Genomic DNA, 23,254 nt, shown 5'->3' on the forward strand with positions numbered 1-23,254 from the left:
TGATGCAGTTCCTTCTGGCGTTCATCGTCGTCGTCCCGCTCCTCGGTGCGGCCGGCGCGCTCCTGCCCGCCCCTCCCGGGCTCAAGGGCAGAAACCCCGACCAGGCCGTGCTCCGCCACGGAGTGACCGTCACCGGAGCCGTGCTCCTCGCCGCACTCGTCCTGGCCGCGGGTTTCGACCACGACCACCCGTCGAAGATGCAGGCCACCACGGACATCAGCTGGATCCCGGCACTCGACGTCCGGATCCACCTCGGCACCGACGGCATCTCGCTCCCCCTTCTCGTGCTGACCGCGCTGCTGACCTTCCTCTGCGCGCTCTACAGCTACTTCAAGCTTCCCGCAGGCCCCTCCCCGAAGGCCTTCGTCGCGCTCGTGCTCGTCCTCGAGTCCGGCACCCTCGCGACCTTCGCCGTCCTCGACCTGATGCTGTTCTTCCTGGCCTTCGAGATGGTCCTCATCCCGATGTACTTCCTCATCGCCCGCTGGGGCGGCGACCGGAAGCAGCCCGCCGCCTGGAAATTCATCCTCTACACGCTGCTCGGCTCCGTGATCATGCTGCTGGGGCTGCTCCTCATCGGACTGAAGAGCGGCACCTTCGACATGGTGGCACTCGCCACTGACAACGGCCGGGGCCTCACCACATCCGTGCAGGTCATCGCCGTACTGGCCGTCGGGATCGGCCTGGCGGTGAAGACCCCGATGTGGCCCCTGCACAGCTGGCTCCCCGACGCCCACACCGCGGCCCCGACCGTCGGCTCCGTCCTCCTCGCCGGCGTACTGCTGAAGATGGGCACGTACGGATTCGTCCGCATCCTGCTCCCCGTCGCCCCTGACGGGATGCGGACCTTCGCGCCGTATCTCGCCGCGTTCGCCGTCGTCGGGATCGTCTACGGCTCGCTCGCCTGCCTCGCCCTGGCCCGCCCCGGCGCCAAGGGCGACCTCAAGCGCCTGATCGCCTACTCCTCCGTGGGCCACATGGGCTTCGTGCTCCTCGGCATCGCGACGATGACCCCCACCGGCGTGAACGGCGCGCTCTTCGCGAACATCGCCCACGGCCTCATCACCGGCCTGCTGTTCTTCCTGGTCGGCGCCATCAAGGACCGCTACGGCACCGCGGACCTCGACACCCTGTCCGGGGCCACCGGAGCCGCCCTCTACGGCCGTGCGCCCCGCCTCGGCGGCCTCCTCGCCTTCGCCGCCGTCGCTTCGCTCGGACTCCCCGGCCTCGCCGGGTTCTGGGGCGAGATGCTCACCCTGTTCGGGGCCTTCGACCCCGCCGAAGGGCTCAGCCGCCCCGCCTTCCTCACCTTCATGTCCGTCGGCGCCTTCGGCACCCTGCTCACGGCCGCGTACATGCTGATCGTCGTACGCCGCGTCTGCATGGGCGAGCACCGTGAGCAGCCGCAGCCGGTCGCCGACATCCAGCGCTACGAACTCGCCGCCTGGACCCCACTCGCCGCCCTGACCGTCCTCGCCGGACTCTGGCCCGCCGTCCTCCTCGGGCTCACCGACCCGGCCGTGCAGAAGCTCCTCGCAGGAGGCAAGTCGTGACCGTGGCAGCCGACAGCGCAACCGGGGCCGCGAACCTCGTCCAGTCCGTCGACTGGCTCGCGATCGCGCCCCCCGTCATCACGGCGACCGTGGCCCTGCTCGTCCTCGTCGCCGACCTCTTCGTCGGGGAACGGCACAAGCCGCTCCTCGGCTACGGAGCCGTCGCCGGGCTCGCCGCCGCGCTCGCCATGCTCGTCCCGCTGCGCGCAGGGGGCCGCTCCACCTTCTGCCTCACCGACTCCGCCCAGGCCTGCAGCTACACCGCCGACCACTTCGCCCTCGTCATCCAGGCCCTCGTGCTCGGCGGAGCCCTGCTCACCGCGCTGCTCTCGATCGGTGACACCCGCAAGCTCCCAGCGGGCGAGTTCTGGTTCCTGCTGCTGTCCTCGGCAGCCGGAGCCGCGCTCCTGCCCGCCGCCCGGGACCTCGCCACCCTCGTCGTCGCCCTCGAAGTCGCCTCGCTCCCGGCGTTCGCCCTCGTAGGCATCAAGCGCGGCGACCGCCGCTCCTCCGAAGCGGCCCTGAAGTTCTTCCTGTCCTCCGTCGTGGCCACCGCGGTCATGCTCCTGGGCGTCAGCTTCGTCTACGCGACCACCGGCACCATGCACCTCACTGAGATCGCCGCCCGCCTCGACGACGTGCCAGGACAGTTCTCCACCCTCGCCGAGGCAGGCGTCGTCCTCACCCTCGTCGGCTTCGCCTTCAAGACGGCCGCCGCACCGTTCCACTTCTGGGTCCCCGACACCTACGTGGGAGCTCCGCTCCCCATCGCCGCCTACCTCTCGGTGGTCGGCAAGGCGGTCGGCTTCTCCGGCCTCATCCTCGTCACGGTGATCGGCTTCCCGTCGTACGCCGACGTCTGGGGACCCGCCCTGGCCGTCCTCGCCGCGCTCACCATGACCGTCGGCAATCTCGCCGCACTCCGCCAGGCCGCCACCCGCGCACGGAGCGCCGTGCGCCTCCTCGCCTGGTCCTCCGTCGGCCAGGCCGGCTACCTCCTCGTCCCGATCGCCGCCGCGGCGTACTCCAGCGACGACCAGATCGGCTCGACCGTCGCCTACGCGCTCATGTACGCCGTGGTGAACCTCGGGGCCTTCGCGGTGGCCGCCCTGGTCGCCCGCACCCACCCCGGCAACCGCCTCAGCGACTACCGAGGCCTGTACGCCACCCGCCCCCTGGCCGCACTCGCCATGGGCTTCTTCCTGCTCTGTCTGGCGGGGCTGCCGCCCGGCATCATCGGACTCTTCGCCAAGGTCACGGTCTTCTCGTCGGCCGTCGACGCAGGCCTCGGCTGGCTCGCGGTCGTCATGGCCGTCAACGTGGTGATCGCGTTGTACTACTACCTCCGGTGGACCGCCGCGCTCTTCAGTTCACCGGAGACGGCTCCGGGCTCCGAGGAGGCGTCCACGGCCCCCCGCCAACGGATCCCCGCGCCGGTCACAGCGGCGATCGTCCTCACCGCCGTAGCCGGAATCACACTGTCCGGTGCTCCCCAGCTCATCCTCCGTTTCGCCGCGGTCAGCCTCTTCTGACCGGCTCGGACCAGCTTGCCCAGTGGTCTACGCACAGGGCATGGTCATGCGTGCACGCCTCACGTAACGGAGCGCGCAGAACGAGCACACAAGAAGAGCACAGAGGAGCCAGAGCGGTGCTGAACGGGTTCAAGGACTTCATCCTTCGCGGGAACGTCATCTCCATGGCCATCGGCCTGGCCGTCGGAGCCGCCTTCACCGCCGTGGTCACAGGCTTCAGCAACGCGTTCATCGTGCCGCTGATCGGCCTCTTCACCCGCGGGACCGGCGACTTCAGCAAGGCCACCTTCACCGTCGACGGCGCGATCTTCCCCTACGGCCTCTTCATCAGCGCCGCCATCGCCTTCCTCATCACCGCCGCGGTCCTCTACTTCCTGGTCGTCCTCCCCATGGCCAAGGTCCAGAACCGTTTCACGACCAAGGCGGAGGAGGACAAGGCCGACATCAAGGCCGCCCTCCGCGACTGCCCCCGGTGCTACAGCGAGATCCCCTCCGTCGCCTCCCGCTGCGCCCACTGCACCAGCGACGTCGAGCCGGACTCCGAAGCCCGCGCGCTCGCAGGGCTCCCCGCCCAGCGCTGACCCCCTGCTGGGGCCCGCACGAGCCCCCGTAGGCACTCCCACCCGTACGGCCCAGGGGCGGATCCACCCGGATCCGCCCCTGCTGTCTGTGCCTCCGGCCACCTCGCACAAGGGAACTAGCTTCCGTCGCCTCGCGTTGACCTGTACGGGAGGCTCCACTGGGGAGTGGAGCACCACCGAGCAAGGGTTCCCCTGCTGCACCACTTGGAGGGCGTACCGTGCACCGCCGGCACAACGGGCTGAAAACCGCTGTACTCCTCGGGGGCCTCTCGGCCCTCATCATCGCCATCGGCAGCTTCTTCGGACGGACCGGCCTGATCGTCGCGCTCCTCGTCGCTCTCGCCACCAACGCCTACGCGTACTGGAACAGCGACAAGCTCGCCCTGCGCGCCATGCGGGCACGCCCGGTCAGCGAATTCGAAGCGCCGCAGCTCTACCGCACCGTCCGCGAGCTCTCGACGGCGGCCCGCCAGCCCATGCCCCGGCTCTACATCTCCCCGACGCAGGCACCCAATGCCTTCGCCACCGGCCGCAACCCGCGCAACGCCGCCGTGTGCTGCACCGAGGGGATCCTCCAGATCCTCGACGAGCGCGAACTGCGCGGTGTCCTCGGCCACGAGCTCAGCCACGTCTACAACCGCGACATCCTCATCTCCTCCGTCGCGGGCGCCCTCGCCTCGGTCGTCATGTTCCTGGTCAACTTCGCGTGGCTCATTCCCGTGGGCAGATCCGACGACGACGACGGCCCAGGGCTTCTCGGGATGCTCCTGGTCATGATCCTCGGCCCGCTCGCCGCCTCCGTGATCCAGCTCGCCGTGAGCCGCTCCCGCGAGTACCAGGCCGACGCCTCCGGAGCTCAGCTCACCGGCGACCCACTGGCCCTGGCATCCGCGCTGCGCAAGCTCGACGCGGGGACCAAACAGCTTCCGCTCCCACCTGAACCACGGATCGAGACCGCGAGCCACATGATGATCGCGAACCCGTTCCGACCCGGCCAGGGCGCGTCCAAGATGTTCTCCACCCACCCGCCCATGGCTGAACGCATCGCCCGACTCGAGCAGATGGCAGGGTATCGACCGTGAAGACAATCCTGAACATCATCTGGCTGATCCTGTGCGGGCTCTGGATGTTCCTCGGCTACATGGCCGCGGGGCTCCTGCTCTGCATCACGATCATCGGCATCCCCTTCGGCCTGGCCGCGTTCCGTATCGGCGTATACGCCCTATGGCCCTTCGGCTACACCGTGGTCGACCGCCGTGACGCCGGAGGCGCCTCACTCATCGGCAACGTCCTCTGGGTGATCCTCGCCGGCTGGTGGCTCGCGCTCGGCCACATCTTCACGGGCATCGCCCTGTGCGTCACGATCATCGGCATTCCGCTGGGCATCGCGAACTTCAAGCTCATCCCGGTCTCGCTGATGCCCTTCGGCAAGGAGATCGTCCGCACGGACCAGCCGTTCGCGACCCGCTAGACAGGCAGCCCCGCGGGCAACCGCATCTGTCCCCGCAAGCGTCTTGGCTTGCAGGAACAAGTGACGGGTAGGTTCGCGAACATGAGCATCATCAGTTGGATCATCCTCGGGCTGCTGGCCGGAGCAATAGCCAAGTTTCTTCTGCCGGGCCGCGACCCCGGCGGCATCATCGGCACGACCCTCATAGGCGTCGTGGGCGCGTTCCTCGGAGGCTGGCTGTCGTCCCGCTTCCTCGACCGCCCCATCAGCACGGACTTCTACGACACGGCCACCTGGGTCGCGGCCATCGCCGGATCCCTCGTCCTGCTGATCGCCTACCGCCTGCTCTTCGGCAACTCCCGCAGCCGCCGCTGACCCACGTCAGCACAGCCCTTCGGATACGGCTACGGGGCGGACCATGCCGACCGGCATGCCCCGCCCCGCCCCGCCCACGACCCGCTGCACGCGGCAGCGAACCGCCTACCGGTAGTTGGCGAACTGCACCGCGAAGTCGAGGTCCTTGTCCTTGACCAGCGCCTGCACGGTCTGCAGGTCGTCGCGGCTCTTCGAGCTGACCCGCAGTTCGTCGCCCTGGACCAGCGCCTTGACGCCCTTCGGGCCCTCATCGCGAATGATCTTCGCCACCTTCTTGGCGTTCTCCTGGGAGATGCCCTCCTCGATCGTGGCGAAGATCTTGTACTCCTTGCCGGAAAGCTGCGGCTCGCCCGCGTCCAGGGACTTCAGCGAGATCCCGCGCTTGATCAGCTTGGACTGGAAGATGTCGAGGATCGCCTTGACCCGCTCCTCGCCGTTCGCCTCCATCAGGATCTTCTCGCCGGACCAGGAGATCGACGCACCTGTGCCCTTGAAGTCGTAACGCTGGGAGATCTCCTTGGCGGCCTGGTTGAGGGCGTTGTCGACCTCCTGCCGCTCGACCTTCGAGACGATGTCGAAACTGGAGTCGGCCATGACGTGTGGCTCCTTGCGTCGTATGCGTTGGGTACGCACAAAGCCTAGCCACCACCGCGGGCGCCCGGCACTGATCAATCAGGTGGCGTAGCACCCCTGGGCATCAGGTATCGTTTACGACGTCGCCAAGGACCCCCAACCGGGATCCGACGCGTCGTTCGAGGCGGTGTGCCCGAGTGGCCAAAGGGAGCAGACTGTAAATCTGCCGGCTCAGCCTACCCAGGTTCGAACCCTGGCGCCGCCACACGGACGAGAGGGCCCGTGAACAGCAGAAATGCTGCTCACGGGCCCTTTTGCATGCCCCTAAGGGGCCGTCCAGGGTCTTGCCGGATACCGGGCGGGGCTCGCGCGGACGATGCTCAAGGCTTCGGTCGAAGTGAATCGAAGTGAGGGGCAATCGTCGTGGTGAACAGTCATGCATCGGGTGAACGGCGCAGCCGACGCCGGAGAGGGCGGTCGCGCTTCGCGTGGAGTGCGGCGTTAGCCGTAGCGGTCGGTCTCGCGGGCATGGAGGTCGCGAGTGGGGCGCCAGGCCCGGTGGAGCGCGTGGCGACGGGTGAGGGGCCCGTGCCGGGGCCCGACGGGGCGCGTTCGTACATCGGGTGGAAGCCGTGCGAGGAGGACGCCTCGGCGGAGTGCGGCGCGCTTTCCGTGCCGGTGGACTGGGGCAAGCCGGACGGGGAGCGGTTCGACCTCCAGCTCGCCCGGCGCAGGGCCACGGACCCCGGCGCACGGGTCGGTTCCATGGTGTTCGGGCCCGGCGGGCCCGGGGATTCGGGCGTGGACCGGATCGTGGGGGAGGGCAACATCGGCCGCTTCAGCGACAGGCTCCGCAGCCGGTTCGACATCGTCAGTTTCGATCCGCGCGGTGTGGGGCTCAGCAATCCGGTCCGTTGTTCGCAAGAGCTCCTGGACAGGCGTCCGCCGACGGTCATGAAGAGCCCGGCCGAGTTCGACGCCACGCTGAAGTACAACCGTGAGCTGCGGGAGGACTGCAGGAAGAACACCGAGCACGGGCTCTTCGACCACGTCGACACCCTCAGCATGGTGAAGGACCTCGATGCCGTCAGGGCCGCTCTCGGGGAGAAGTCCCTCACCTTCCACGGCAGTTCGTACGGCACGCTGCTCGGCGAGCAGTATGCGGAGCAGTATCCGAAGCGAGTCCGTGCCCTGGTCCTGGAGGCCGTGGTGGACCACAGCCTCGGCACGAGGGAGTTCCTCTCCACGCAGGCCGCCACGCTCCAGGACTCCTTCGACGAGTTCGTGGCGTGGTGCGGACGGACCGAGAGCTGTGCCCTGCACGGCTCGGACGTGCGGGCGGTCTGGGCGGATCTGCTGGAACGCGCGGGGCGGGGCGAGCTGTCGTACGACGGCGAGGCGCTGCCCGCGTTCGACCTCAACGTCATGGTGATGAAGCGGCTTTACGATCCGGAGTGGGCAAGGCTGAGCAAGGAGCTGCGCGAGCTGAAGGAGAGCACGCCGGAGCCGACGCAGGCGGCCGGACCGGCCGAGGGCGGGCAGGGAACCGCGCTCGGGGAGAACGCCTTCGAGATCTTCTGCCAGGACTGGAGCCTGCCGGTCCGCGGCTACCAAGGGTACGAACGGGAGTTGCGCCGCGTCGCCAGGATCGCCCCGGACATGAAGTACCCCCGGGCCCTGATGTCCGTCTCGGCCTGTCTCGGCGCACCCGAGCCGGGCAATCCGCAGCACCGGCTGAAGGTGAGGAACAGTGAGCCCATCCTGCTCACCAACTCGCTCCACGACCCGGCGGCCGGCTACAACTGGGCCACCCGTGTGGCCGAGCAGCTCGGCAGCAGCGCGGTCCTGCACACCTACGAGGGCTGGGGCCATGGCACGTACAGCAGCAGCCCCTGCGTGCAGGAGGTGGTCGACGCCTACCTGATCTCGCTGAAGGTCCCGCCCCGCGGTTCCAGGTGTCCTGCCGTCGAGCCGGCCGGGGTCACGGCCGGGTAGTGGCCGGGCGCCGCAGGAGGTAGATACCGGCGCACACGACCAGGACGGCCATGCACGCGATGAAGACCAGCCCCGCGTCCTGGAGGCCGATGTGGCCCGAGAGGATGCCCACACCGATCACCGGCAGCGAGATGCCGGCGTACGCCACCACGAACAGGGTCGAGATCACCGCAGCCCGCCCGTCCGCGGGCGACGCCGCGGCCACCTGGGACAGGGCCGCCCTGAAGGTCAGCCCCTGGCCCGCGCCGCCGAGGAGCGCGCTCAGCACGATCAGCGGCAGCAGCTGCCACCAGAGGGCGGCCGCGAGCAGCGCCAGCCCGCCGAGGAGGCCGGCGCAGCCCAGTGGCAGTGACCGCCGCTCACCGATCCTGCCGACCGCCGACTGGCCGGCGACCGAGGCGAAGAAGGCCAGCGCGACGATCAGCCCGCTCACGGCGTGGTTCTCCACGTCCAGGAACTGGGAGAGGAAGGCGGGGCTGACCGAGGTGAACACCCCGAACAGGGCGAACCCCACGAAGGAGGCGAGGGCCGCGGGCCTGAACACCGCCCGGACCCCGGGCGGCAGCCCGGGACGCTGGGGCCGGACGGTGCTCAGGGGCCGTCGCTCGCCCACGGTCTCCTTCAGGCCGAGCAGGAGAGCCGCCGAAGCGGCCACCAGCGCCAGGTGCACGACGAACGGCAGGTGCAGCGGCCAGGGGGCGTACTGCGCGAGGATCCCGGCGAGCAGCGGCCCGCAGCCCAGGCCGCCCATGTTGGCGGCCGTCGCCACGAACGAGGCCCTGGAGGACTTGAGGGGCGCCAGTTCCATGACGTACGCGGTGGCCGCCCCGGTGAACAGCCCGGCCGACAGGCCCGACAGCAGCCGTCCCGCGAAGAGCCAGCCCAGGGCGGTGGCGCACAGGAAGCAGACGGCGCTCGCCGCGGCGCAGCCCAGGCCCCACAGCAGCACGGGGCGTCTGCCCACCGCGTCGGAGGCGTTTCCCGTGAGCAGCAGCACCCCGATGACACCGAAGGCGTACACGGCGTAGACGACCGTCACCGTCAGCTCGGAGAACCCCAGCTTGTCCTGGTAGAGGCTGTAGAGCGGTGTCGGCAGGGTGGTCCCCGCCATGCACACGGCGAACCCCGCTCCGCTGAGGTAACAGGGGAGCCAACCTCGGCGTTCAGGGCCACCGTTCATGTGCCCGACGCTAACCCGCGGACGTTCCGACGAGCCGCAACGCCTCGCCCTGGTCCCGTCCGGCCTACGGGACAGCTTCTCGAAGATCGCGTCGAGGTTCTTCCGATGTGCTGGGAGAGCACCAGCACGCCCGTCTCCGGCCACCGCTCCCGGATCTCCAGCGCCGCGCGCAGCCCCTCGGTGGTGTGCGTCGGAGGCGGAGGACTTTCGGGCCGGACGCCTCGGAGTGCTCAGGGAAGCGGTCGCCGAAGAAGAACGAGTCTCCAAGCCGGCGGGTCGTCACCCCGGGGCAGCCGCCCCGGTCGCCCTCCACGCCGGACACCGGGCCGACGGGACTCGGTCCGCTCGGTCTCAGTTCCCCGCGATGTCCTTCACCGCGACCGACACCGGCTTGCTCCCGCTGATGAGCTCCAGCGTCAGGCCGGCCGTCGCCGAGGTGTCCAGCAGCTCCAGCAGCACCGCCGCCACGTCGTCGCGGGGGATCGGGCCGCGGCCCGTCGACGCGGCGAGCAGGACCCGGCCCTTCCCGGCGTCGTTCGTGAGCATTCCGGGGCGCAGTACCGTCCAGTCCAGGCCGCTCCTGGAACGTACGTACGCGTCCGCCTCGCCCTTGGCCCGCTGGTAGATGTCGAAGACCTCGTCGCCGGGGTGATCGGGGTCGGCGCCCATGGAGGACACCACGACATAGCGCCGCACGCCCGCCTGTTCCGCCGCGTCCGCGAAGAGCACGGCCGCTCCGCGGTCCACCGTGTCCTTGCGCGCCGAACCGCTGTCCGGGCCGGCGCCGGCCGCGAAGACCGCGGCGTCCGCGCCCCGCAGGACCTCCGCGGCCTCCTCGACGGACGCCGATTCGAGGTCGAGGACGACGGGTTCGGCGCCTGCCTCCCTCAGGTCGTCACTCTGCTGCGGGTTACGGATGACGCCCACCGCTTCGTCACCGCGCGCGGCGAGCAGCCGCTCGAGCCGCAGCGCGATCTGACCATGTCCACCTGCAATGACAATGCGCATGCTTCCGACGGTACGCCGCGGGGAGCGCTCGTGCTCAAGGCCCGCCGCCGGGACCGGAATCGGTGCGTCCCTGACGGGGGAGGCCGAGGGCTGCCGCGGCGGCCCCGGAGTCGCTGTACTCGCGTACGGCGCTGGTCCGCGCCACCACGCGTCCGCGGTGCACCACGATCCTGCTGTACGCGAGGGAGAGCGCCCCGGCCAGTCCGTCGCCGCGCACGGCGAGCAGCTCGGCGGGGAAGCCGGCCTCGACGCGTACCCCGGGCAGTCCCAGGACCGCTCTGGCGGTGCCGGCGACGGCGTCGTAGGCGTGTTCGGGGCCGAGGCCCTCCTGGGAGGCCAGGAGGTACGCCGCCTCCAGGGGGTCGCCGCGGCCGACGGGGTTGAAGGTGTCACGCAGAGCCCCGCTGCCCGCGGCCACCCGTACGCCGGCGTCGCGCAGCAGCCGTACGGGAGGCATGCCGCGGAGCCGCGCATCGCGACAGCCGCCCTGGGGGAGGCAGACCACGCTCACGGCGGCGGCGGCGAGCCGGTCGGCGGCGCCGGCCGCCTCGCCGCCGGGAAGCCGCGAGAGGCCCGCGCAGGGGCCCAGACAGACGCCCGGACGGAATCCGGCGGCCATGTCGGTCAGCCGGGCGAGGCGGGCGGGGTCGTCACCGTCCGTGTGCAGATCGACGGGGAGCCCGTGGGCCGCGGCGAGTTCCAGGACCGCTTCGGTGTGGCCGGCCGGGTCGGGGTCGAGGTCGGGCCGGCCGCCGAGTACATCCGCCCCCATGCCGACGGCGTCCCGGAGCGTGGCGAGACCGTCGGCTCCCGCGACCCCGGTGAGGAGCCCGGGTACGGCGACGGTGGTCAGACCGGTGAGGCCGCGCAGGGAACGGCGGGCCGCCAGGACGCCTTCCAGGGGGCCGAGGCCCTGTTCGCCGCCGACGGGCACGTGGGCGCGGAGCGCGGTGGCCCCGTGGCCGAGCTGGAGCAGCGCGGCCTCGGTGGTGCGGCGCCGGACGTCCTCGGGGCTGCCGGAGGGCGGGCCGAGCGCGGTGCCGGTGAGCGCCGTGCCCGGGTGCGCGTGGGGCTCTGCCGGGGCGGGCAGCAGGAGATGGCCGCGCAGGTCCAGGCGGGTCCCCCGGGAGGTGAGCGGGGTGGTGAGGCTGCCCACCGCCCCGACGGCCTCGATGCGCGCACCGCGGATCCGCACGTCGACGGTGCGCCCGTCCGTGAGCCGTGCCCCGCTGAGCAGAAGCACGGGCGCCTCACCGGGACTTTCGGGCATCGCACCGCTCCTGGAAGGAATGCGTGATCACGCAGAGTCCGCCGAGCCTAAGGGCTGTCCCGTCCGCTCCGAGGAGGGCGGATTAGTCGTACGAATGTGGCCCTGTGGGACAGGCGGGGAGGGGGTGCCGTGTGGGCCCGCGAGCTGGTCCGTTCGTGCGGCGTACACGCTGATCAAGGGCCTGATCAGGGGGTCGGTCGCAGGGGCGGGAGAGGGGCCGGTGCGGGCGGAGGAAACGGATTTGGGCGATCGGCGACAGAGCGTGTAATGTCTTCCTCGCTCGCCCCAATAGCTCAGTCGGTAGAGCGTCTCCATGGTAAGGAGAAGGTCTGCGGTTCGATTCCGCATTGGGGCTCTGGTGATCGGGTAACCCCGCTTCGGCGGGGGAGCTCGTCATCAAAGCGGTGTAGCTCAGTCGGTAGAGCAAGCGGCTCATAATCGCTGTGTCACCGGTTCAAGTCCGGTCACCGCTACTAACGGTAGCCGATTGTGGGGTCGGTCCTTCGATCGGCTACTCTTTTATGCGTTCATCCGTCCATCCGTCCAAGGAGCACTCACGTGGCTGCCACCGACGTCCGCCCGAAGATCACGCTGGCCTGCGTGGAGTGCAAGGAGCGGAACTACATCACCAAGAAGAACCGGCGTAACAACCCGGACCGTCTTGAGATGAAGAAGCACTGCCCGCGCTGCAACTCGCACACCGCGCACCGCGAAACGCGCTGAAAACAGGCTCGTACACGAGGCCGTCCCCATTGGGGGCGGCCTCGTGTCGTTTTGTCTGATGGCTCGGGCGGTTCTCCGCCCTATTCGACTTTTCATCAGGAGGTACCGGGCTCATGGCGCTCGACCAGTCCTTCGTGGGGCGGACCTATCCGCCCACCCCGGCGTACGAGGTCGGCCGGGAGAAGATCCGGGAGTTCGCGGAGGCCGTGGGTGACACCGGCGCCGCGTACGTGGACCCGGAGGCCGCCAAGGCTCTGGGGTACCCGGATGTGATCGCTCCGCCGACGTTCGTCTTCTCGATCACCTTCAGGGCCGCCGGCCAGGTGATCGAGGACCCGCAACTGGGCCTGGACTACAGCCGTGTGGTGCACGGCGACCAGAAGTTCTCCTACACGCGCCCCGTGCGGGCGGGGGACCGGCTGGCGGTCACCTCGACCATCGAGGGCATCAAGTCCATGGCGGGCAGCGACATCGTGGACATCCGGGGCGAGGTGCACGACGAGTCCGGTGAGCACGTCGTGACCGCGTGGACGAAGCTGGTGGCGCGTGCCGCCGAGGAGGCGTGATGACGGCGACCATTGCTTACGACGCGGTCGAGGTCGGTACGGAACTCCCGGCGCAGACGTTCCCGGTGACCCGGGCGACGCTGGTGCGGTACGCGGGCGCCTCCGGCGACTTCAACCCGATCCACTGGAACGAGAAGTTCGCGCGCGAGGTCGGCCTGCCGGACGTGATCGCGCACGGCATGTTCACCATGGCCGAAGCGATCCGGGTCGTCACCGACTGGGCCGGTGATCCCGGTGCGGTCGTCGAGTACGGCGTGCGGTTCACCAGGCCGGTCGTCGTCCCGAACGACGACACGGGGGTGCTGATCGAGGTGAGCGGCAAGGTCGCCGCGAAGCTGGACGACAACACGGTCAGGGTCGACCTCATCGCGATGAGCGACGGCAAGAAGGTGCTGGGCATGTCCCGCGCCGTCGTCCGCCTCGCCTGAGCGGCGATGTCGTGTACGTGGTCCGGTTGCCGGGCCTGATCGCCGGCGGCGTCCTGCGTGAGGCCGGCGGGGTTCTCGGGGCCGCCTGACCTCCCGTCCTCCGCTCGTGCCGTCCGTACGGTCCATGGCCCGCTCCCGGGGCGTGGACCGTACTCTTGTCCCCGTGCAGGAACTCCACGACGCCCCCCTCGCCCCCCTGACCACCTTCCGGCTCGGCGGCCCGGCCGGCCGCCTTCTGACGGCCACCACCGACGCGGAGGTGGTCGCCGCCGTGCGCGAGGCCGACGACAGCGGCACCCCGCTCCTGGTCATCGGAGGAGGCTCCAACCTGGTCATCGGCGACAAGGGCTTCGACGGAACGGCCCTGCGCGTCGCGACCAAGGGCTTCGCCCTCTCCGGTACGGCGCTCGAACTGGCGGCCGGTGAGGTCTGGACCGAAGCCGTGGCCCGTACGGTCGAGGCGGGCCTGGCCGGGATCGAGTGCCTCGCCGGAATCCCCGGCTCGGCCGGTGCGACACCGATCCAGAACGTCGGCGCCTACGGGCAGGAGGTGTCCTCGGTCATCACCGAGGTCGTCGCCTACGACCGGCACGCCCGGGAGACGGTCACCCTCCCGAACGAGGCCTGCGCGTTCTCGTACCGCCACAGCCGCTTCAAGGCCGAGCCCGACCGCTACGTCGTGCTCCGGGTCCGGTTCGGTCTGGAGGACGCGGGCGGAAGGTCCGCGCCCATCCGCTACCCGGAGACGGCCAGGGCCATGGGCGTCGAACAGGGTGAACGCGTTCCCGCCTCCTCCGCCAGCGAAACCGTCCTCCGGCTGAGGGCGGGCAAGGGAATGGTGCTCGACCCGGAGGACCACGACACCTGGTCGGCCGGGTCCTTCTTCACCAACCCGGTTCTCGACGAGGCGGAGTACGCGCTCTTCCTCGCCCGCGCCGGTGAGCGCCTGGGGGCGGACGTCAGGCCCCCGGCCTTCCCCGCGGGTGACGGCCGGGTGAAGACGTCGGCCGCCTGGCTCATCGACAAGGCCGGCTTCACCAAGGGGTACGGCACGGGCCCCGCCCGCATCTCCACCAAGCACACGCTCGCCCTCACCAACCGGGGCGGCGCGACCACCGAGGACCTCCTGTCCCTGGCCCGCGAGGTCGTCGCCGGGGTCCATGAGGCCTTCGGGGTCACACTCGTCAACGAACCGGTGACGGTGGGCGTCAGCCTGTAGCCCGGCGCGGGGCCGCAGGCTCAGTAGGCGACCCCCACGCCCTGCTTCACCGCGGCCGGCTCGTCGACCAGCGCCAGCATCGCGTGGGCCACATCGGCCCTTGCGATGGACCGGCCGCTCCGAGGGGTGCCGCCCACGACCGTCCGGTACGTCCCCGTCAGCGGCCCGTTCGTCAGCTTCGGCGGCCGCACCGACGTCCAGTCCGTCGAGCTCGCGGCCAACGCGGCCTCCATGCGGGCCAGATCCGCGTACACCTCCTTGAGGACCGTGCCGATCACCCGGCGGACCACGCGGTCCAGCAGTGGGTCGTCCGCGGGCTCCGGACCGACCGGGGCCGCGCTCACGACCACCAGCCGCCGGACCCCCTCCGCCTCCATCGCCTCCAGCACCTGCCCGGTGAGCCGCTCCGCGACGTCACCGGCCTTCCGGCCCCGGGCGCCGAGCCCCGAGAGCACGGCGTCCCGTCCTGCGACCGCCGCGCGCACCGCCACCCCGTCGCCCAGCGGTACGACCGCGTGCAGAGCGGCGCCGTGGAGCCCGTCCGGGAGCCGGGCGGGATCGCGGACCACCGCTGTCACCTCGTGCCCCGCCGCCAGCGCCTGCCGCACGACCTCCTGGCCGACCGCCCCCGTCGCCCCGAACACTGTGAGCCTCATCGCGCACGCCCTTCTAGGTGGGTGAGTATTCACTCACCCTTAGGATGAGTGGGCACTCACCCTCTCGTCAAGCCTTGCTGGAGCATCCATGGAGCAGAAGCCGGCCCGCGTCCGCATCATCGATGCGGCCCACGAGCTCATGCTCGGCATCGGCCTCGCGCGGACGACGACGAAGGAGATCGCCAAGGCCGCCGGCTGTTCCGAGGCCGCGCTGTACAAGTACTTCACGAGCAAGGAAGAGCTCTTCGTGACCGTGCTCGGCGAGCGCATGCCGAGGCTGGGCCCACTCCTGGGCGACCTGGAGGCGGGCCGGGGGGACCTGGGGCAGAACCTCACCGAGGTCGCCCGCCAGGCCGCGCTGTTCTACGAGCAGACCTTCCCGGTGCTCGCCTCGCTGTACGCCGAGCCCCGGCTCAAGCACCGCCACGAAGCGGCCATGCGCGAGATGGGCACCGGACCGCACAAGCCGATCCAGGGCCTCGACGCCTATCTCCGAGCCGAACAGCAGGCGGGCCGGGTGGGGCCGGGGGCCGACACCTACGCGGCCGCCTCGCTGCTGCTGGGCGCCTGCGCCCAGCGCGCCTTCGCCTACGAGGTGGGCGCTGCCCCGCAGTCACTGGACGACTTCGCCGCATCCCTCGCCCGCACCCTGCTGGCCGGCATCAGCTAGCCGGCGCCAGCCACGCGTCGATCCCGCTCAGCAGCTTCTCCCGCACCTCGACGGGCGCCACCGATCCCCGCACGGACTGCCGTGCCAGCTCGGCCAGTTCCTCGTCGGTGAACGCGTGATGGCGGCGTACGAGGTCGTACTGCGCGGCCAGCCGGGAACCGAAGAGCAGCGGGTCGTCCGCTCCGAGCGCCATCGGTACCCCGGCGTCGAACAGAGTGCGCAGGGGTACGTCGGCGGGCTTCTCGTAGACACCGAGCGCCACGTTGGACGCGGGGCAGACCTCGCAGGTCACGCCCCGCTCCGCGAGCTTGCGCAGCAGCCCCGGATCCTCGGCCGCCCGTACGCCGTGCCCGATCCGGGAAGCGTCGAGGTCGTCCAGGCAGTCCCGGACACTGGAGGGGCCCGAGAGCTCGCCGCCGTGCGGGGCCGCGAGCAGCCCGCCCTCGCGGGCGATGGCGAAGGCGCGGTCGAAGTCGCGGGCCATCCCGCGGCGTTCGTCGTTGGAGAGCCCGAAGCCGATGACGCCCCGGTCCGCGTACCGCACGGCGAGCCGGGCCAGCGTCCGGGCGTCCAGCGGATGCTTCATCCGGTTCGCCGCGATCACCACCCGGATCCCGAGCCCGGTCTCGCGTGCCGCGCGGTCCACGGCGTCCAGGATGACCTCGATCGCGGGGATGAGCCCGCCGAGCAGCGGGGCGTACGAGGTCGGGTCGACCTGGATCTCCAGCCACCCGGAGCCGTCCGCGACGTCCTCCATGGCCGTCTCGCGCACCAGTCGCTGGATGTCCTCCGGGGAGCGGAGGCAGGACCGGGCGATGTCGTAGAGGCGCTGGAAACGGAACCAGCCGCGCTCGTCGGTGGCCCGCAGCTCGGGCGGCTCGCCGCCGGTCAGGGCCTCGGGCAGGCGCACCCCGTACTTGTCGGCGAGTTCGAGCAGGGTCGTGGGCCGCATCGACCCGGTGAAGTGCAGGTGCAGGTGGGCCTTGGGCAACAGCCGTACGTCACGCTCCATTGGCCGATCTTGCCGCACACGAGGGGCGCGGCGGTAGCCGGATCCCCTTGTGAGTTACCCGTCGAACAAAAATGTGGCCCCCGGCCGGAGCCGGGGGCCAACCTGCTCACGTGAGCAGGATGATCAGTCGCGGGCCTCGCCCAGCAGCTTCTGGAGCCGGGAGACACCCTCGACGAGGTCGTCGTCGCCCAGCGCGTAGGACAGCCGCAGATAACCCGGCGTGCCGAACGCCTCGCCCGGCACCACGGCGACCTCGGCCTCGTCCAGGATGAGAGCAGCGAGCTCGACGGAGTCCGCCGGGCGCTTGCCGCGGATCTCCTTGCCGAGCAGTCCCTTCACCGAGGGGTACGCGTAGAACGCGCCCTCGGGCTCGGGGCAGAGAACGCCGTCGATCTCGTTGAGCATGCGCACGATCGTCCGGCGCCTGCGGTCGAAGGCGGTCCGCATCTCGGCGACCGCGTCCAGGCTCCCCGTGAGGGCGGCCAGCGCGGCGGCCTGCGCGATGTTGTTGACGTTGGAGGTGGCGTGCGACTGCAGGTTGGTCGCGGCCTTCACGATGTCCTTCGGGCCGATGATCCAGCCCACCCGCCAGCCGGTCATGGCGTAGGTCTTGGCGACACCGTTGACCACGATGCACTTGTCACGCAGCTCGGGCACGACCGCGGGGAGCGAGGCGGCGGCCGCGCCACCGTAGACCAGGTGCTCGTAGATCTCGTCCGTCATCACCCACAGCCCGTGCTCCACGGCCCAGCGGCCGATCGCCTCGGTCTCGGCCTCGCTGTAGACGGCACCCGTCGGGTTGGACGGGGAGACGAACAGGACGACCTTGGTGCGCTCTGTACGCGCCGCCTCGAGCTGCTCGACCGAGACCCGGTAGCCGGTGGTCTCGTCGGCCACGACGTCGACCGGGACACCGCCGGCGAGACGGATCGACTCGGGGTAGGTCGTCCAGTACGGGGCGGGGACGATGACCTCGTCACCCGGGTCGAGGACGGCGGCGAAGGCCTCGTAGATGGCCTGCTTGCCGCCGTTGGTCACCAGGACCTGGGAGGCGTCGACCTCGTAGCCGGAGTCGCGCAGCGTCTTCGCCACGATGGCGGCCTTGAGCTCGGGGAGCCCGCCCGCCGGGGTGTAGCGGTGGTACTTCGGGTTTCGGCACGCCTCGATCGCGGCGTCCACGATGTAACCGGGGGTCGGGAAGTCGGGCTCGCCGGCGCCGAAGCCGATCACCGGACGCCCGGCGGCCTTGAGAGCCTTTGCCTTGGCGTCGACGGCGAGGGTGGCGGACTCGGAGATCGCACCGATGCGGGCCGAAACCCGGCGCTCGGACGGAGAAGTTGCAGCGCTCATGCCCCCCATGCTCGCAGACCGGAAATCCCCTCGGCACAGGGGTTTCAGGGACCGGACAGGACTCGGACAGCATGCGGACAGGACCGGTCGGTAGTTGTCTGTTCGACGCGGCGGCCCTGAACACGTACACTCACCTGTCGTTGGCCTTCATCAGCCACACCGTTTTCCCCACCGGCCCACCGGCGAGGATGCGGTAGGTTGGTGGAAACCACAAAGGGTCGTAGCTCAATTGGTAGAGCACTGGTCTCCAAAACCAGCGGTTGGGGGTTCAAGTCCCTCCGGCCCTGCTACACACTCCTTCGCCAGGATGTGTGCGCATGTACGTACTTCAATGCACCGCCGTGCGGCTCCACCGGGCGCGGCACGGCCACGACCCGGAATCAGGTGAGTAGCGTGACGGACGCCGTGGGCTCCATCGACATGCCTGATGCCGAGGACGAAGCCCCCGAGTCGAAGAAGAAGGCCCGGAAGGGCGGCAAGCGCGGCAAGAAGGGCCCTCTGGGCCGTCTCGCGCTGTTCTACCGCCAGATCGTCGCCGAGCTCCGCAAGGTCGTATGGCCTACGCGCAGCCAGCTGTCGACGTACACGGCCGTGGTGATCGTGTTCGTGGTCGTCATGATCGGTCTCGTCACCGTGATTGACTTCGGATTCGCGCGGGTCATCAAGTACGTCTTCGGCTGATCCCCGCGGAGGGCGCCTCATCGGCGCCCCTTTCGCATGTTCCACCCATTTGTATCCAGGAAGAAGCAGCCATCGTGTCTGACCCGAACCTGAACGACGACGCCGAGCCCACGGCGAGCGCCGTCGAGTCCGCCGAGGACGAGCTCGACATCGTCGAGGCGGCGGATGCCGTGGCCCCGGACCAGGTCGACGCTGCTGACGCCGCCGCGGGCGAGCCCGCCGAGCAGGACGCCGTGCGTGCCGAGTCCGACGAGGACGTCGAGGCCGCCGAAGCCGACGAGGACGCGGAAGCCGCCCAGGACGACGTGGCCGCCGCTGACGAAGAGACCGCGGACGAGCCCGACGCCGACGAAGAGGACGCCGAGCCGGCCGCCCCCGTCGACGCCGTCGCCGCCCTGCGCGAAGAGCTGCGAGCACTTCCCGGTGAGTGGTACGTCATCCACACGTACGCCGGTTACGAGAAGCGCGTGAAGGCCAACCTGGAGCAGCGCGCCGTCTCGCTCAACGTCGAGGAGTTCGTCTACCAGGCGGAGGTCCCCGAGGAAGAGATCGTCCAGATCAAGAACGGTGAGCGGAAGAACGTCCGTCAGAACAAGCTCCCGGGATACGTCCTGGTGCGCATGGACCTGACGAACGAGTCCTGGGGTGTCGTCCGCAACACGCCGGGCGTCACCGGCTTCGTGGGCAACGCCTACGACCCGTACCCGCTGACCCTGGACGAGATCCTCAAGATGCTCGCCCCCGAGGCCGAGGAGAAGGCGGCCCGCGAGGCCGCCGAGGCCGAGGGCAAGCCGGCTCCGTCCCGCAAGGTCGAGGTCCAGGTCCTGGACTTCGAGGTCGGCGACTCGGTCACCGTCACCGACGGGCCGTTCGCGACCCTGCAGGCGACGATCAACGAGATCAACGCCGACTCGAAGAAGGTCAAGGGCCTCGTCGAGATCTTCGGTCGCGAGACCCCGGTCGAGCTCAGCTTCGACCAGATCCAGAAGAACTGACGGTCTTTCCGCCCGTTCCTGGACACATGCCTACCGAGCAGGTCAGACAGGCTTCGCAGCCGGTCTGACCTGCTCGGTTTTTGGTCGCGCAGCTATACCCGTTATCGTTGTGCGGTATGCCTCCATCCGGATGACCGGAATGGCGGCGAAACACTCTCACTAGGACCCGGAGAGAGCAATGCCTCCCAAGAAGAAGAAGGTCACGGGGCTTATCAAGCTCCAGATCAACGCCGGTGCGGCCAACCCGGCGCCGCCGGTCGGTCCCGCACTGGGCCAGCACGGCGTCAACATCATGGAGTTCTGCAAGGCCTACAACGCCGCGACCGAGTCGCAGCGTGGCATGGTCGTGCCGGTGGAGATCACGGTCTACGACGACCGCTCCTTCACCTTCATCACGAAGACTCCGCCGGCCGCCAAGCTGATCCTCAAGGCCGCTGGTGTGGACAAGGGCTCCGGCGAGCCGCACAAGACCAAGGTCGCCAAGCTCACGGCCGACCAGGTCCGCGAGATCGCCACGGCCAAGCTTCCCGACCTGAACGCCAACGACCTCGACGCCGCGTCGAAGATCATCGCTGGCACCGCCCGTTCCATGGGCATCACGGTCGAAGGCTGAGTCAGCCCCGTAACCCCTCAGTGGTAGGACCAAGCGCTGGTCCGCACCACGACTCCACACTCTGAACCCACAGGAGTAGCAGTGAAGCGCAGCAAGAACCTCCGCGCTGCGGACGCGAAGATCGACCGGGAGCGTACGTACGCCCCGCTCGAGGCCGTCCGTATCGCCAAGGACACCGCCGCCACCAAGTTCGACAGCACCGTCGAGGTCGCCTTTGCCCTGGGTGTCGACCCTCGCAAGGCCGACCAGATGGTCCGTGGCACCGTGAACCTCCCGCACGGCACCGGCAAGACCGCCCGGGTCCTGGTCTTCGCGACCGGTGACCGTGCTGCGGCCGCGGAAGCCGCGGGCGCCGACATCGTCGGCGCCGACGAGCTCATCGACGAGGTGGCGAAGGGCCGTCTGGACTTCGACGCCGTCGTCGCCACGCCGGACCTCATGGGCAAGGTCGGCCGCCTGGGCCGCGTGCTCGGTCCGCGTGGTCTGATGCCGAACCCGAAGACCGGCACCGTCACCCCCGATGTCGTCAAGGCTGTCAACGACATCAAGGGCGGAAAGATCGAGTTCCGCGTCGACAAGCACTCGAACCTGCACTTCATCATCGGAAAGACCTCTTTCGATGACACGAAGCTGGTCGAGAACTACGGCGCGGCGCTGGAGGAGATCCTCCGTCTGAAGCCGTCCGCCGCGAAGGGTCGCTTCATCAAGAAGGCGACCATGAGCACGACGATGGGCCCCGGCATCCCGCTGGACTCCAACCGCGTGCGCAACCTCCTCGTCGAGGAGGACCCGGCCGCCGTCTGAGCCCCCGCGCTCACCCGGTAGCCGCGTCACGGCATGGGACGGGCCCCGCAGCCTCTTCGGAGGGTGCGGGGCCCGTCCTCGTACGCGGGGCCGCTCCTGGCCGCCCGGGAAGCCCTTAAACCTCTCGCACCGGTCGAACCGGGACGGATTTGCTCCGGACGACTCCGGTCGCGTACTCTCACGAAGAAGCCAAAGACCGCTGGTCGTCACCGGCTCCTCGTAAGGGGAAGCGGTGACCGAAGGATCCGTCAAGAACGGACGACCTGCGCAGGTGACCGTGGAAAGCTCCCGGATTCGTCCGGTCGAGCTACGCCCTGGCGCCTGCGCCGGGGCGTTTCGTCTTTCCCGGCCCCTTCTGAGCGGTCCTCATCACCCGGAAGGAGGCCGACGCTCATGGCAAGGCCCGACAAGGCTGCCGCGGTAGCCGAGCTGACGGACCAGTTCCGCAGCTCGAACGCCGCTGTGCTGACCGAGTACCGGGGTCTCACCGTGGCACAGCTCAAGGAGCTGCGCCGTTCGCTCGGTGAGAACGCCCAGTACGCCGTGGTGAAGAACACGCTGACCAAGATTGCGGCCAACGAGGCCGGGATCGACACGCTGGACGACCTGTTCTCGGGTCCGACGGCGGTTGCCTTCGTCACCGGTGACCCGGTGGTGTCGGCGAAGGGTCTTCGTGACTTCGCCAAGGACAACCCCAACCTCGTCATCAAGGGCGGTGTCCTTGATGGCAAGGCGCTGTCCGCCGATGAGTTCAAGAAGCTCGCGGACCTCGAGTCCCGCGAGGTTCTGCTCGCCAAGCTGGCCGGCGCCATGAAGGGCAAGCAGACTCAGGCTGCGCAGCTCTTCCAGGCTCTGCCGTCGAAGTTCGTCCGCACCGCGGAAGCGCTTCGCGCCAAGAAGGCCGAGCAGGGCGGTGCCGGTACGCCGGCTCCCGCCGATGCCGAGGTGGCGGAGTAACACTCCGCTCCAACGGCTCGCAGCGGGCCCGTACGCCCGCCGACATATACATCCGGCACCTGCCGAATTAGTGGAAGGACGCCATCATGGCGAAGCTCAGCCAGGAAGACCTGCTCGCCCAGTTCGAGGGGCTCACCCTCATCGAGCTCTCCGAGTTCGTTAAGGCGTTCGAGGAGAAGTTCGACGTCACCGCCGCCGCCGCGGTCGCCGTCGCCGGTCCCGCCGCGGGTGGCCCCGCCGCCGAGGCCGAGGCCGAGCAGGACGAGTTCGACGTCATCCTCACGGGTGCCGGCGAGAAGAAGATCCAGGTCATCAAGGTCGTGCGTGAGCTGACCTCGCTGGGTCTCAAGGAGGCCAAGGACCTCGTCGACGGCACCCCGAAGCCGGTCCTCGAGAAGGTCGCCAAGGAGGCCGCCGAGAAGGCTGCCGAGTCCCTCAAGGCCGCCGGCGCTTCCGTCGAGGTCAAGTGACCCTGCGAGTCCTCTGACTCCTCAGGAACGTCCCTGCCGCGAGGCGGGGATGTCACATCGCAAAGGGCGATCACCCATCCGGGTGGTCGCCCTTTGGCGTGCCCCTGGAGGCTGCCTTGAACTTCCCCGCACGACGAGTAGGGTGATCTTCGCCGTGCGTTTCTCCGGGGGCGCCGTGAGGCGTCAACCGGCGTCCTCCCGGCGCAGGTGAAGATCGCCGGGTGTCCGCCGAGACCCTGGGGGCCTTGACGAACCGCACGCGGCGCGCAATTCTCAGGACGCGTCGTCATCTCGATCCGCATCCGAGGCATGGATCGAGTGCGAAGAGGGCAGTAAAGAAGAGCGCACACCGCGCGAGGGCTATTCATAGGTGTTGAGAACAGCTGTTGAGAGCAACGTGGGTCTCTGAGAACCCCGACTGGACATCAGTGTGCCGCTTGGCTACACTGACCCTTTGCGCTGCCTGTTAGCTGCCTCCTGCCCGTCACCAGGGGCATGCCCACGCCTAGCACCGATGACCGGACTTCCCTGACCTTGGGATTCCTGTCTCTGTGTGCGGCTTGGGGCCGGTACGCGCGTAGTGAGTCCGAGCC

General features: G+C 69.6%; 25 protein-coding genes, 4 tRNA genes and 1 pseudogene. 22 read left to right on the forward strand and 8 right to left on the reverse strand.

The genetic code is table 11. The annotated features are described in order from the left end of the window. Positions 1 to 2 precede the first annotated feature (2 nt). The 6 genes from ACIREO_RS10155 to ACIREO_RS10180 all read left to right on the forward strand — a co-directional run bounded on the left by ACIREO_RS10155 (position 3) and on the right by ACIREO_RS10180 (position 5,491). Positions 3 to 1,553 carry a NuoM family protein gene (locus tag ACIREO_RS10155; RefSeq protein WP_404107532.1) on the forward strand — a complete coding sequence of 517 codons (1,551 nt, stop codon included), beginning with the start codon at positions 3 to 5 and terminating at the stop codon, positions 1,551 to 1,553. Beyond that, complete coding sequence (locus ACIREO_RS10160; RefSeq protein WP_404107161.1) at positions 1,550 to 3,085, forward strand: NADH-quinone oxidoreductase subunit N; 1,536 nt, start codon at positions 1,550 to 1,552, stop codon at positions 3,083 to 3,085. Before ACIREO_RS10155 ends, ACIREO_RS10160 begins: the two co-directional genes overlap by 4 nt. A gap of 116 nt (positions 3,086 to 3,201) precedes the next feature. Further along, positions 3,202 to 3,666 carry a large conductance mechanosensitive channel protein MscL gene (gene mscL / locus ACIREO_RS10165; protein ID WP_404107162.1) on the forward strand — a complete coding sequence of 155 codons (465 nt, stop codon included), beginning with the start codon at positions 3,202 to 3,204 and terminating at the stop codon, positions 3,664 to 3,666. Between the two features lie 218 nt (positions 3,667 to 3,884). Then, positions 3,885 to 4,748 carry a zinc metalloprotease HtpX gene (htpX, locus tag ACIREO_RS10170; protein ID WP_404107163.1) on the forward strand — a complete coding sequence of 288 codons (864 nt, stop codon included), beginning with the start codon at positions 3,885 to 3,887 and terminating at the stop codon, positions 4,746 to 4,748. After that, positions 4,745 to 5,137, forward strand: coding sequence for a YccF domain-containing protein (locus ACIREO_RS10175; protein ID WP_404107165.1), 393 nt, complete (start codon positions 4,745 to 4,747; stop codon positions 5,135 to 5,137). The genes htpX and ACIREO_RS10175 overlap by 4 nt, the downstream gene beginning before the upstream one ends. An 81-nt stretch (positions 5,138 to 5,218) precedes the next feature. Beyond that, a complete protein-coding gene (locus ACIREO_RS10180) occupies positions 5,219 to 5,491 on the forward strand; it encodes a GlsB/YeaQ/YmgE family stress response membrane protein (RefSeq protein WP_404107166.1) in 273 nt (90 codons plus the stop codon). A gap of 105 nt (positions 5,492 to 5,596) precedes the next feature. Here ACIREO_RS10180 and ACIREO_RS10185 read toward each other — a convergent pair whose 3' ends face one another. After that, positions 5,597 to 6,085, reverse strand: coding sequence for a YajQ family cyclic di-GMP-binding protein (locus tag ACIREO_RS10185; protein WP_404107168.1), 489 nt, complete (start codon positions 6,083 to 6,085; stop codon positions 5,597 to 5,599). A 162-nt stretch (positions 6,086 to 6,247) separates the two neighbouring features. Here ACIREO_RS10185 and ACIREO_RS10190 point away from each other — a divergent pair. Both ACIREO_RS10190 and ACIREO_RS10195 read left to right on the forward strand, forming a co-directional pair. Next, positions 6,248 to 6,329 (forward strand) — tRNA-Tyr (locus ACIREO_RS10190). Between the two features lie 302 nt (positions 6,330 to 6,631). Next, a complete protein-coding gene (locus ACIREO_RS10195) occupies positions 6,632 to 8,059 on the forward strand; it encodes an alpha/beta hydrolase (RefSeq protein WP_404107170.1) in 1,428 nt (475 codons plus the stop codon). Here the strand turns inward: ACIREO_RS10195 and ACIREO_RS10200 are convergent. From ACIREO_RS10200 to ACIREO_RS10215, 4 genes and pseudogenes are all read right to left on the reverse strand, one after another. Then, the gene (locus ACIREO_RS10200) at positions 8,046 to 9,239 is read right to left on the reverse strand and encodes an MFS transporter (protein WP_404107172.1); all 1,194 of its coding nucleotides are present in this window, start codon (positions 9,237 to 9,239) and stop codon (positions 8,046 to 8,048) included. The genes ACIREO_RS10195 and ACIREO_RS10200 overlap by 14 nt on opposite strands. A gap of 98 nt (positions 9,240 to 9,337) precedes the next feature. Further along, positions 9,338 to 9,436: pseudogene (locus ACIREO_RS10205) on the reverse strand (DNA-binding response regulator); the annotation flags it as partial. Positions 9,437 to 9,590: 154 nt separating this feature from the next. Continuing rightward, positions 9,591 to 10,247, reverse strand: coding sequence for an SDR family oxidoreductase (locus ACIREO_RS10210; RefSeq protein WP_404107174.1), 657 nt, complete (start codon positions 10,245 to 10,247; stop codon positions 9,591 to 9,593). A 34-nt stretch (positions 10,248 to 10,281) separates the two neighbouring features. After that, positions 10,282 to 11,517: an amidohydrolase family protein gene (locus ACIREO_RS10215; protein WP_404107176.1), complete on the reverse strand. Its 1,236-nt coding sequence runs from the start codon at positions 11,515 to 11,517 to the stop codon at positions 10,282 to 10,284. A gap of 282 nt (positions 11,518 to 11,799) precedes the next feature. On the opposite strand from ACIREO_RS10215, the gene ACIREO_RS10220 reads away from it, so the two are divergent. The 6 genes from ACIREO_RS10220 (at position 11,800) to ACIREO_RS10245 (ending at position 14,453) form a co-directional block, all read left to right on the forward strand. Next, positions 11,800 to 11,872, forward strand: a tRNA-Thr gene (locus ACIREO_RS10220). Between the two features lie 45 nt (positions 11,873 to 11,917). After that, positions 11,918 to 11,990, forward strand: a tRNA-Met gene (locus tag ACIREO_RS10225). Between the two features lie 85 nt (positions 11,991 to 12,075). Beyond that, a complete protein-coding gene (gene rpmG, locus ACIREO_RS10230; RefSeq protein WP_003956487.1) occupies positions 12,076 to 12,240 on the forward strand; it encodes a 50S ribosomal protein L33 in 165 nt (54 codons plus the stop codon). Between the two features lie 113 nt (positions 12,241 to 12,353). Continuing rightward, entirely contained in the window at positions 12,354 to 12,806 is a 453-nt protein-coding gene (locus ACIREO_RS10235; RefSeq protein WP_404107178.1) for a MaoC family dehydratase N-terminal domain-containing protein, read from the forward strand. Beyond that, a complete protein-coding gene (locus tag ACIREO_RS10240) occupies positions 12,806 to 13,234 on the forward strand; it encodes a MaoC family dehydratase (RefSeq protein ID WP_404107179.1) in 429 nt (142 codons plus the stop codon). Before ACIREO_RS10235 ends, ACIREO_RS10240 begins: the two co-directional genes overlap by 1 nt. Before the next feature lie 163 nt (positions 13,235 to 13,397). Beyond that, entirely contained in the window at positions 13,398 to 14,453 is a 1,056-nt protein-coding gene (locus ACIREO_RS10245; RefSeq protein ID WP_404107181.1) for a UDP-N-acetylmuramate dehydrogenase, read from the forward strand. Between the two features lie 20 nt (positions 14,454 to 14,473). Here the strand turns inward: ACIREO_RS10245 and ACIREO_RS10250 are convergent, their stop codons facing one another. After that, positions 14,474 to 15,109, reverse strand: coding sequence for an NAD(P)-dependent oxidoreductase (locus ACIREO_RS10250; protein ID WP_404107183.1), 636 nt, complete (start codon positions 15,107 to 15,109; stop codon positions 14,474 to 14,476). An 88-nt stretch (positions 15,110 to 15,197) separates the two neighbouring features. On the opposite strand from ACIREO_RS10250, the gene ACIREO_RS10255 reads away from it, so the two are divergent. Further along, positions 15,198 to 15,779 carry a TetR/AcrR family transcriptional regulator gene (locus tag ACIREO_RS10255; protein WP_404107184.1) on the forward strand — a complete coding sequence of 194 codons (582 nt, stop codon included), beginning with the start codon at positions 15,198 to 15,200 and terminating at the stop codon, positions 15,777 to 15,779. Here the strand turns inward: ACIREO_RS10255 and ACIREO_RS10260 are convergent. Continuing rightward, positions 15,772 to 16,791, reverse strand: coding sequence for an adenosine deaminase (locus tag ACIREO_RS10260; protein WP_404107186.1), 1,020 nt, complete (start codon positions 16,789 to 16,791; stop codon positions 15,772 to 15,774). The two genes, ACIREO_RS10255 and ACIREO_RS10260, sit on opposite strands and share 8 nt — an antisense overlap. Positions 16,792 to 16,914: 123 nt before the next feature. Then, positions 16,915 to 18,141, reverse strand: a complete 1,227-nt coding sequence (locus ACIREO_RS10265; protein ID WP_404107188.1) for a pyridoxal phosphate-dependent aminotransferase — start codon at positions 18,139 to 18,141, stop codon at positions 16,915 to 16,917. 214 nt (positions 18,142 to 18,355) lie between these two features. Between ACIREO_RS10265 and ACIREO_RS10270 the strand changes: the two genes are divergently transcribed. The 7 genes from ACIREO_RS10270 to rplL all read left to right on the forward strand — a co-directional run bounded on the left by ACIREO_RS10270 (position 18,356) and on the right by rplL (position 22,661). Then, positions 18,356 to 18,428: transfer RNA gene (locus tag ACIREO_RS10270), tRNA-Trp, on the forward strand. A gap of 106 nt (positions 18,429 to 18,534) precedes the next feature. Next, on the forward strand, positions 18,535 to 18,822 hold the full coding sequence (secE, locus tag ACIREO_RS10275) for a preprotein translocase subunit SecE (protein ID WP_015578365.1): 288 nt from the start codon (positions 18,535 to 18,537) through the stop codon (positions 18,820 to 18,822). A 74-nt stretch (positions 18,823 to 18,896) separates the two neighbouring features. After that, on the forward strand, positions 18,897 to 19,817 hold the full coding sequence (gene nusG / locus ACIREO_RS10280) for a transcription termination/antitermination protein NusG (protein WP_404107190.1): 921 nt from the start codon (positions 18,897 to 18,899) through the stop codon (positions 19,815 to 19,817). Between the two features lie 178 nt (positions 19,818 to 19,995). Beyond that, positions 19,996 to 20,430 carry a 50S ribosomal protein L11 gene (gene rplK / locus ACIREO_RS10285; RefSeq protein WP_404107192.1) on the forward strand — a complete coding sequence of 145 codons (435 nt, stop codon included), beginning with the start codon at positions 19,996 to 19,998 and terminating at the stop codon, positions 20,428 to 20,430. 81 nt (positions 20,431 to 20,511) lie between these two features. Continuing rightward, positions 20,512 to 21,234 carry a 50S ribosomal protein L1 gene (rplA, locus tag ACIREO_RS10290; protein ID WP_404107193.1) on the forward strand — a complete coding sequence of 241 codons (723 nt, stop codon included), beginning with the start codon at positions 20,512 to 20,514 and terminating at the stop codon, positions 21,232 to 21,234. Positions 21,235 to 21,627: 393 nt separating this feature from the next. Continuing rightward, entirely contained in the window at positions 21,628 to 22,191 is a 564-nt protein-coding gene (gene rplJ, locus ACIREO_RS10295) for a 50S ribosomal protein L10 (protein WP_404107195.1), read from the forward strand. 86 nt (positions 22,192 to 22,277) lie between these two features. After that, positions 22,278 to 22,661: a 50S ribosomal protein L7/L12 gene (rplL, locus tag ACIREO_RS10300; RefSeq protein WP_404107197.1), complete on the forward strand. Its 384-nt coding sequence runs from the start codon at positions 22,278 to 22,280 to the stop codon at positions 22,659 to 22,661. Positions 22,662 to 23,254 lie beyond the last annotated feature (593 nt).

It is taken from the genome of Streptomyces sp. NPDC102441, from assembly GCF_044765585.1.
In the GTDB taxonomy this organism is placed as follows: Bacteria; Actinomycetota; Actinomycetes; order Streptomycetales; family Streptomycetaceae; genus Streptomyces.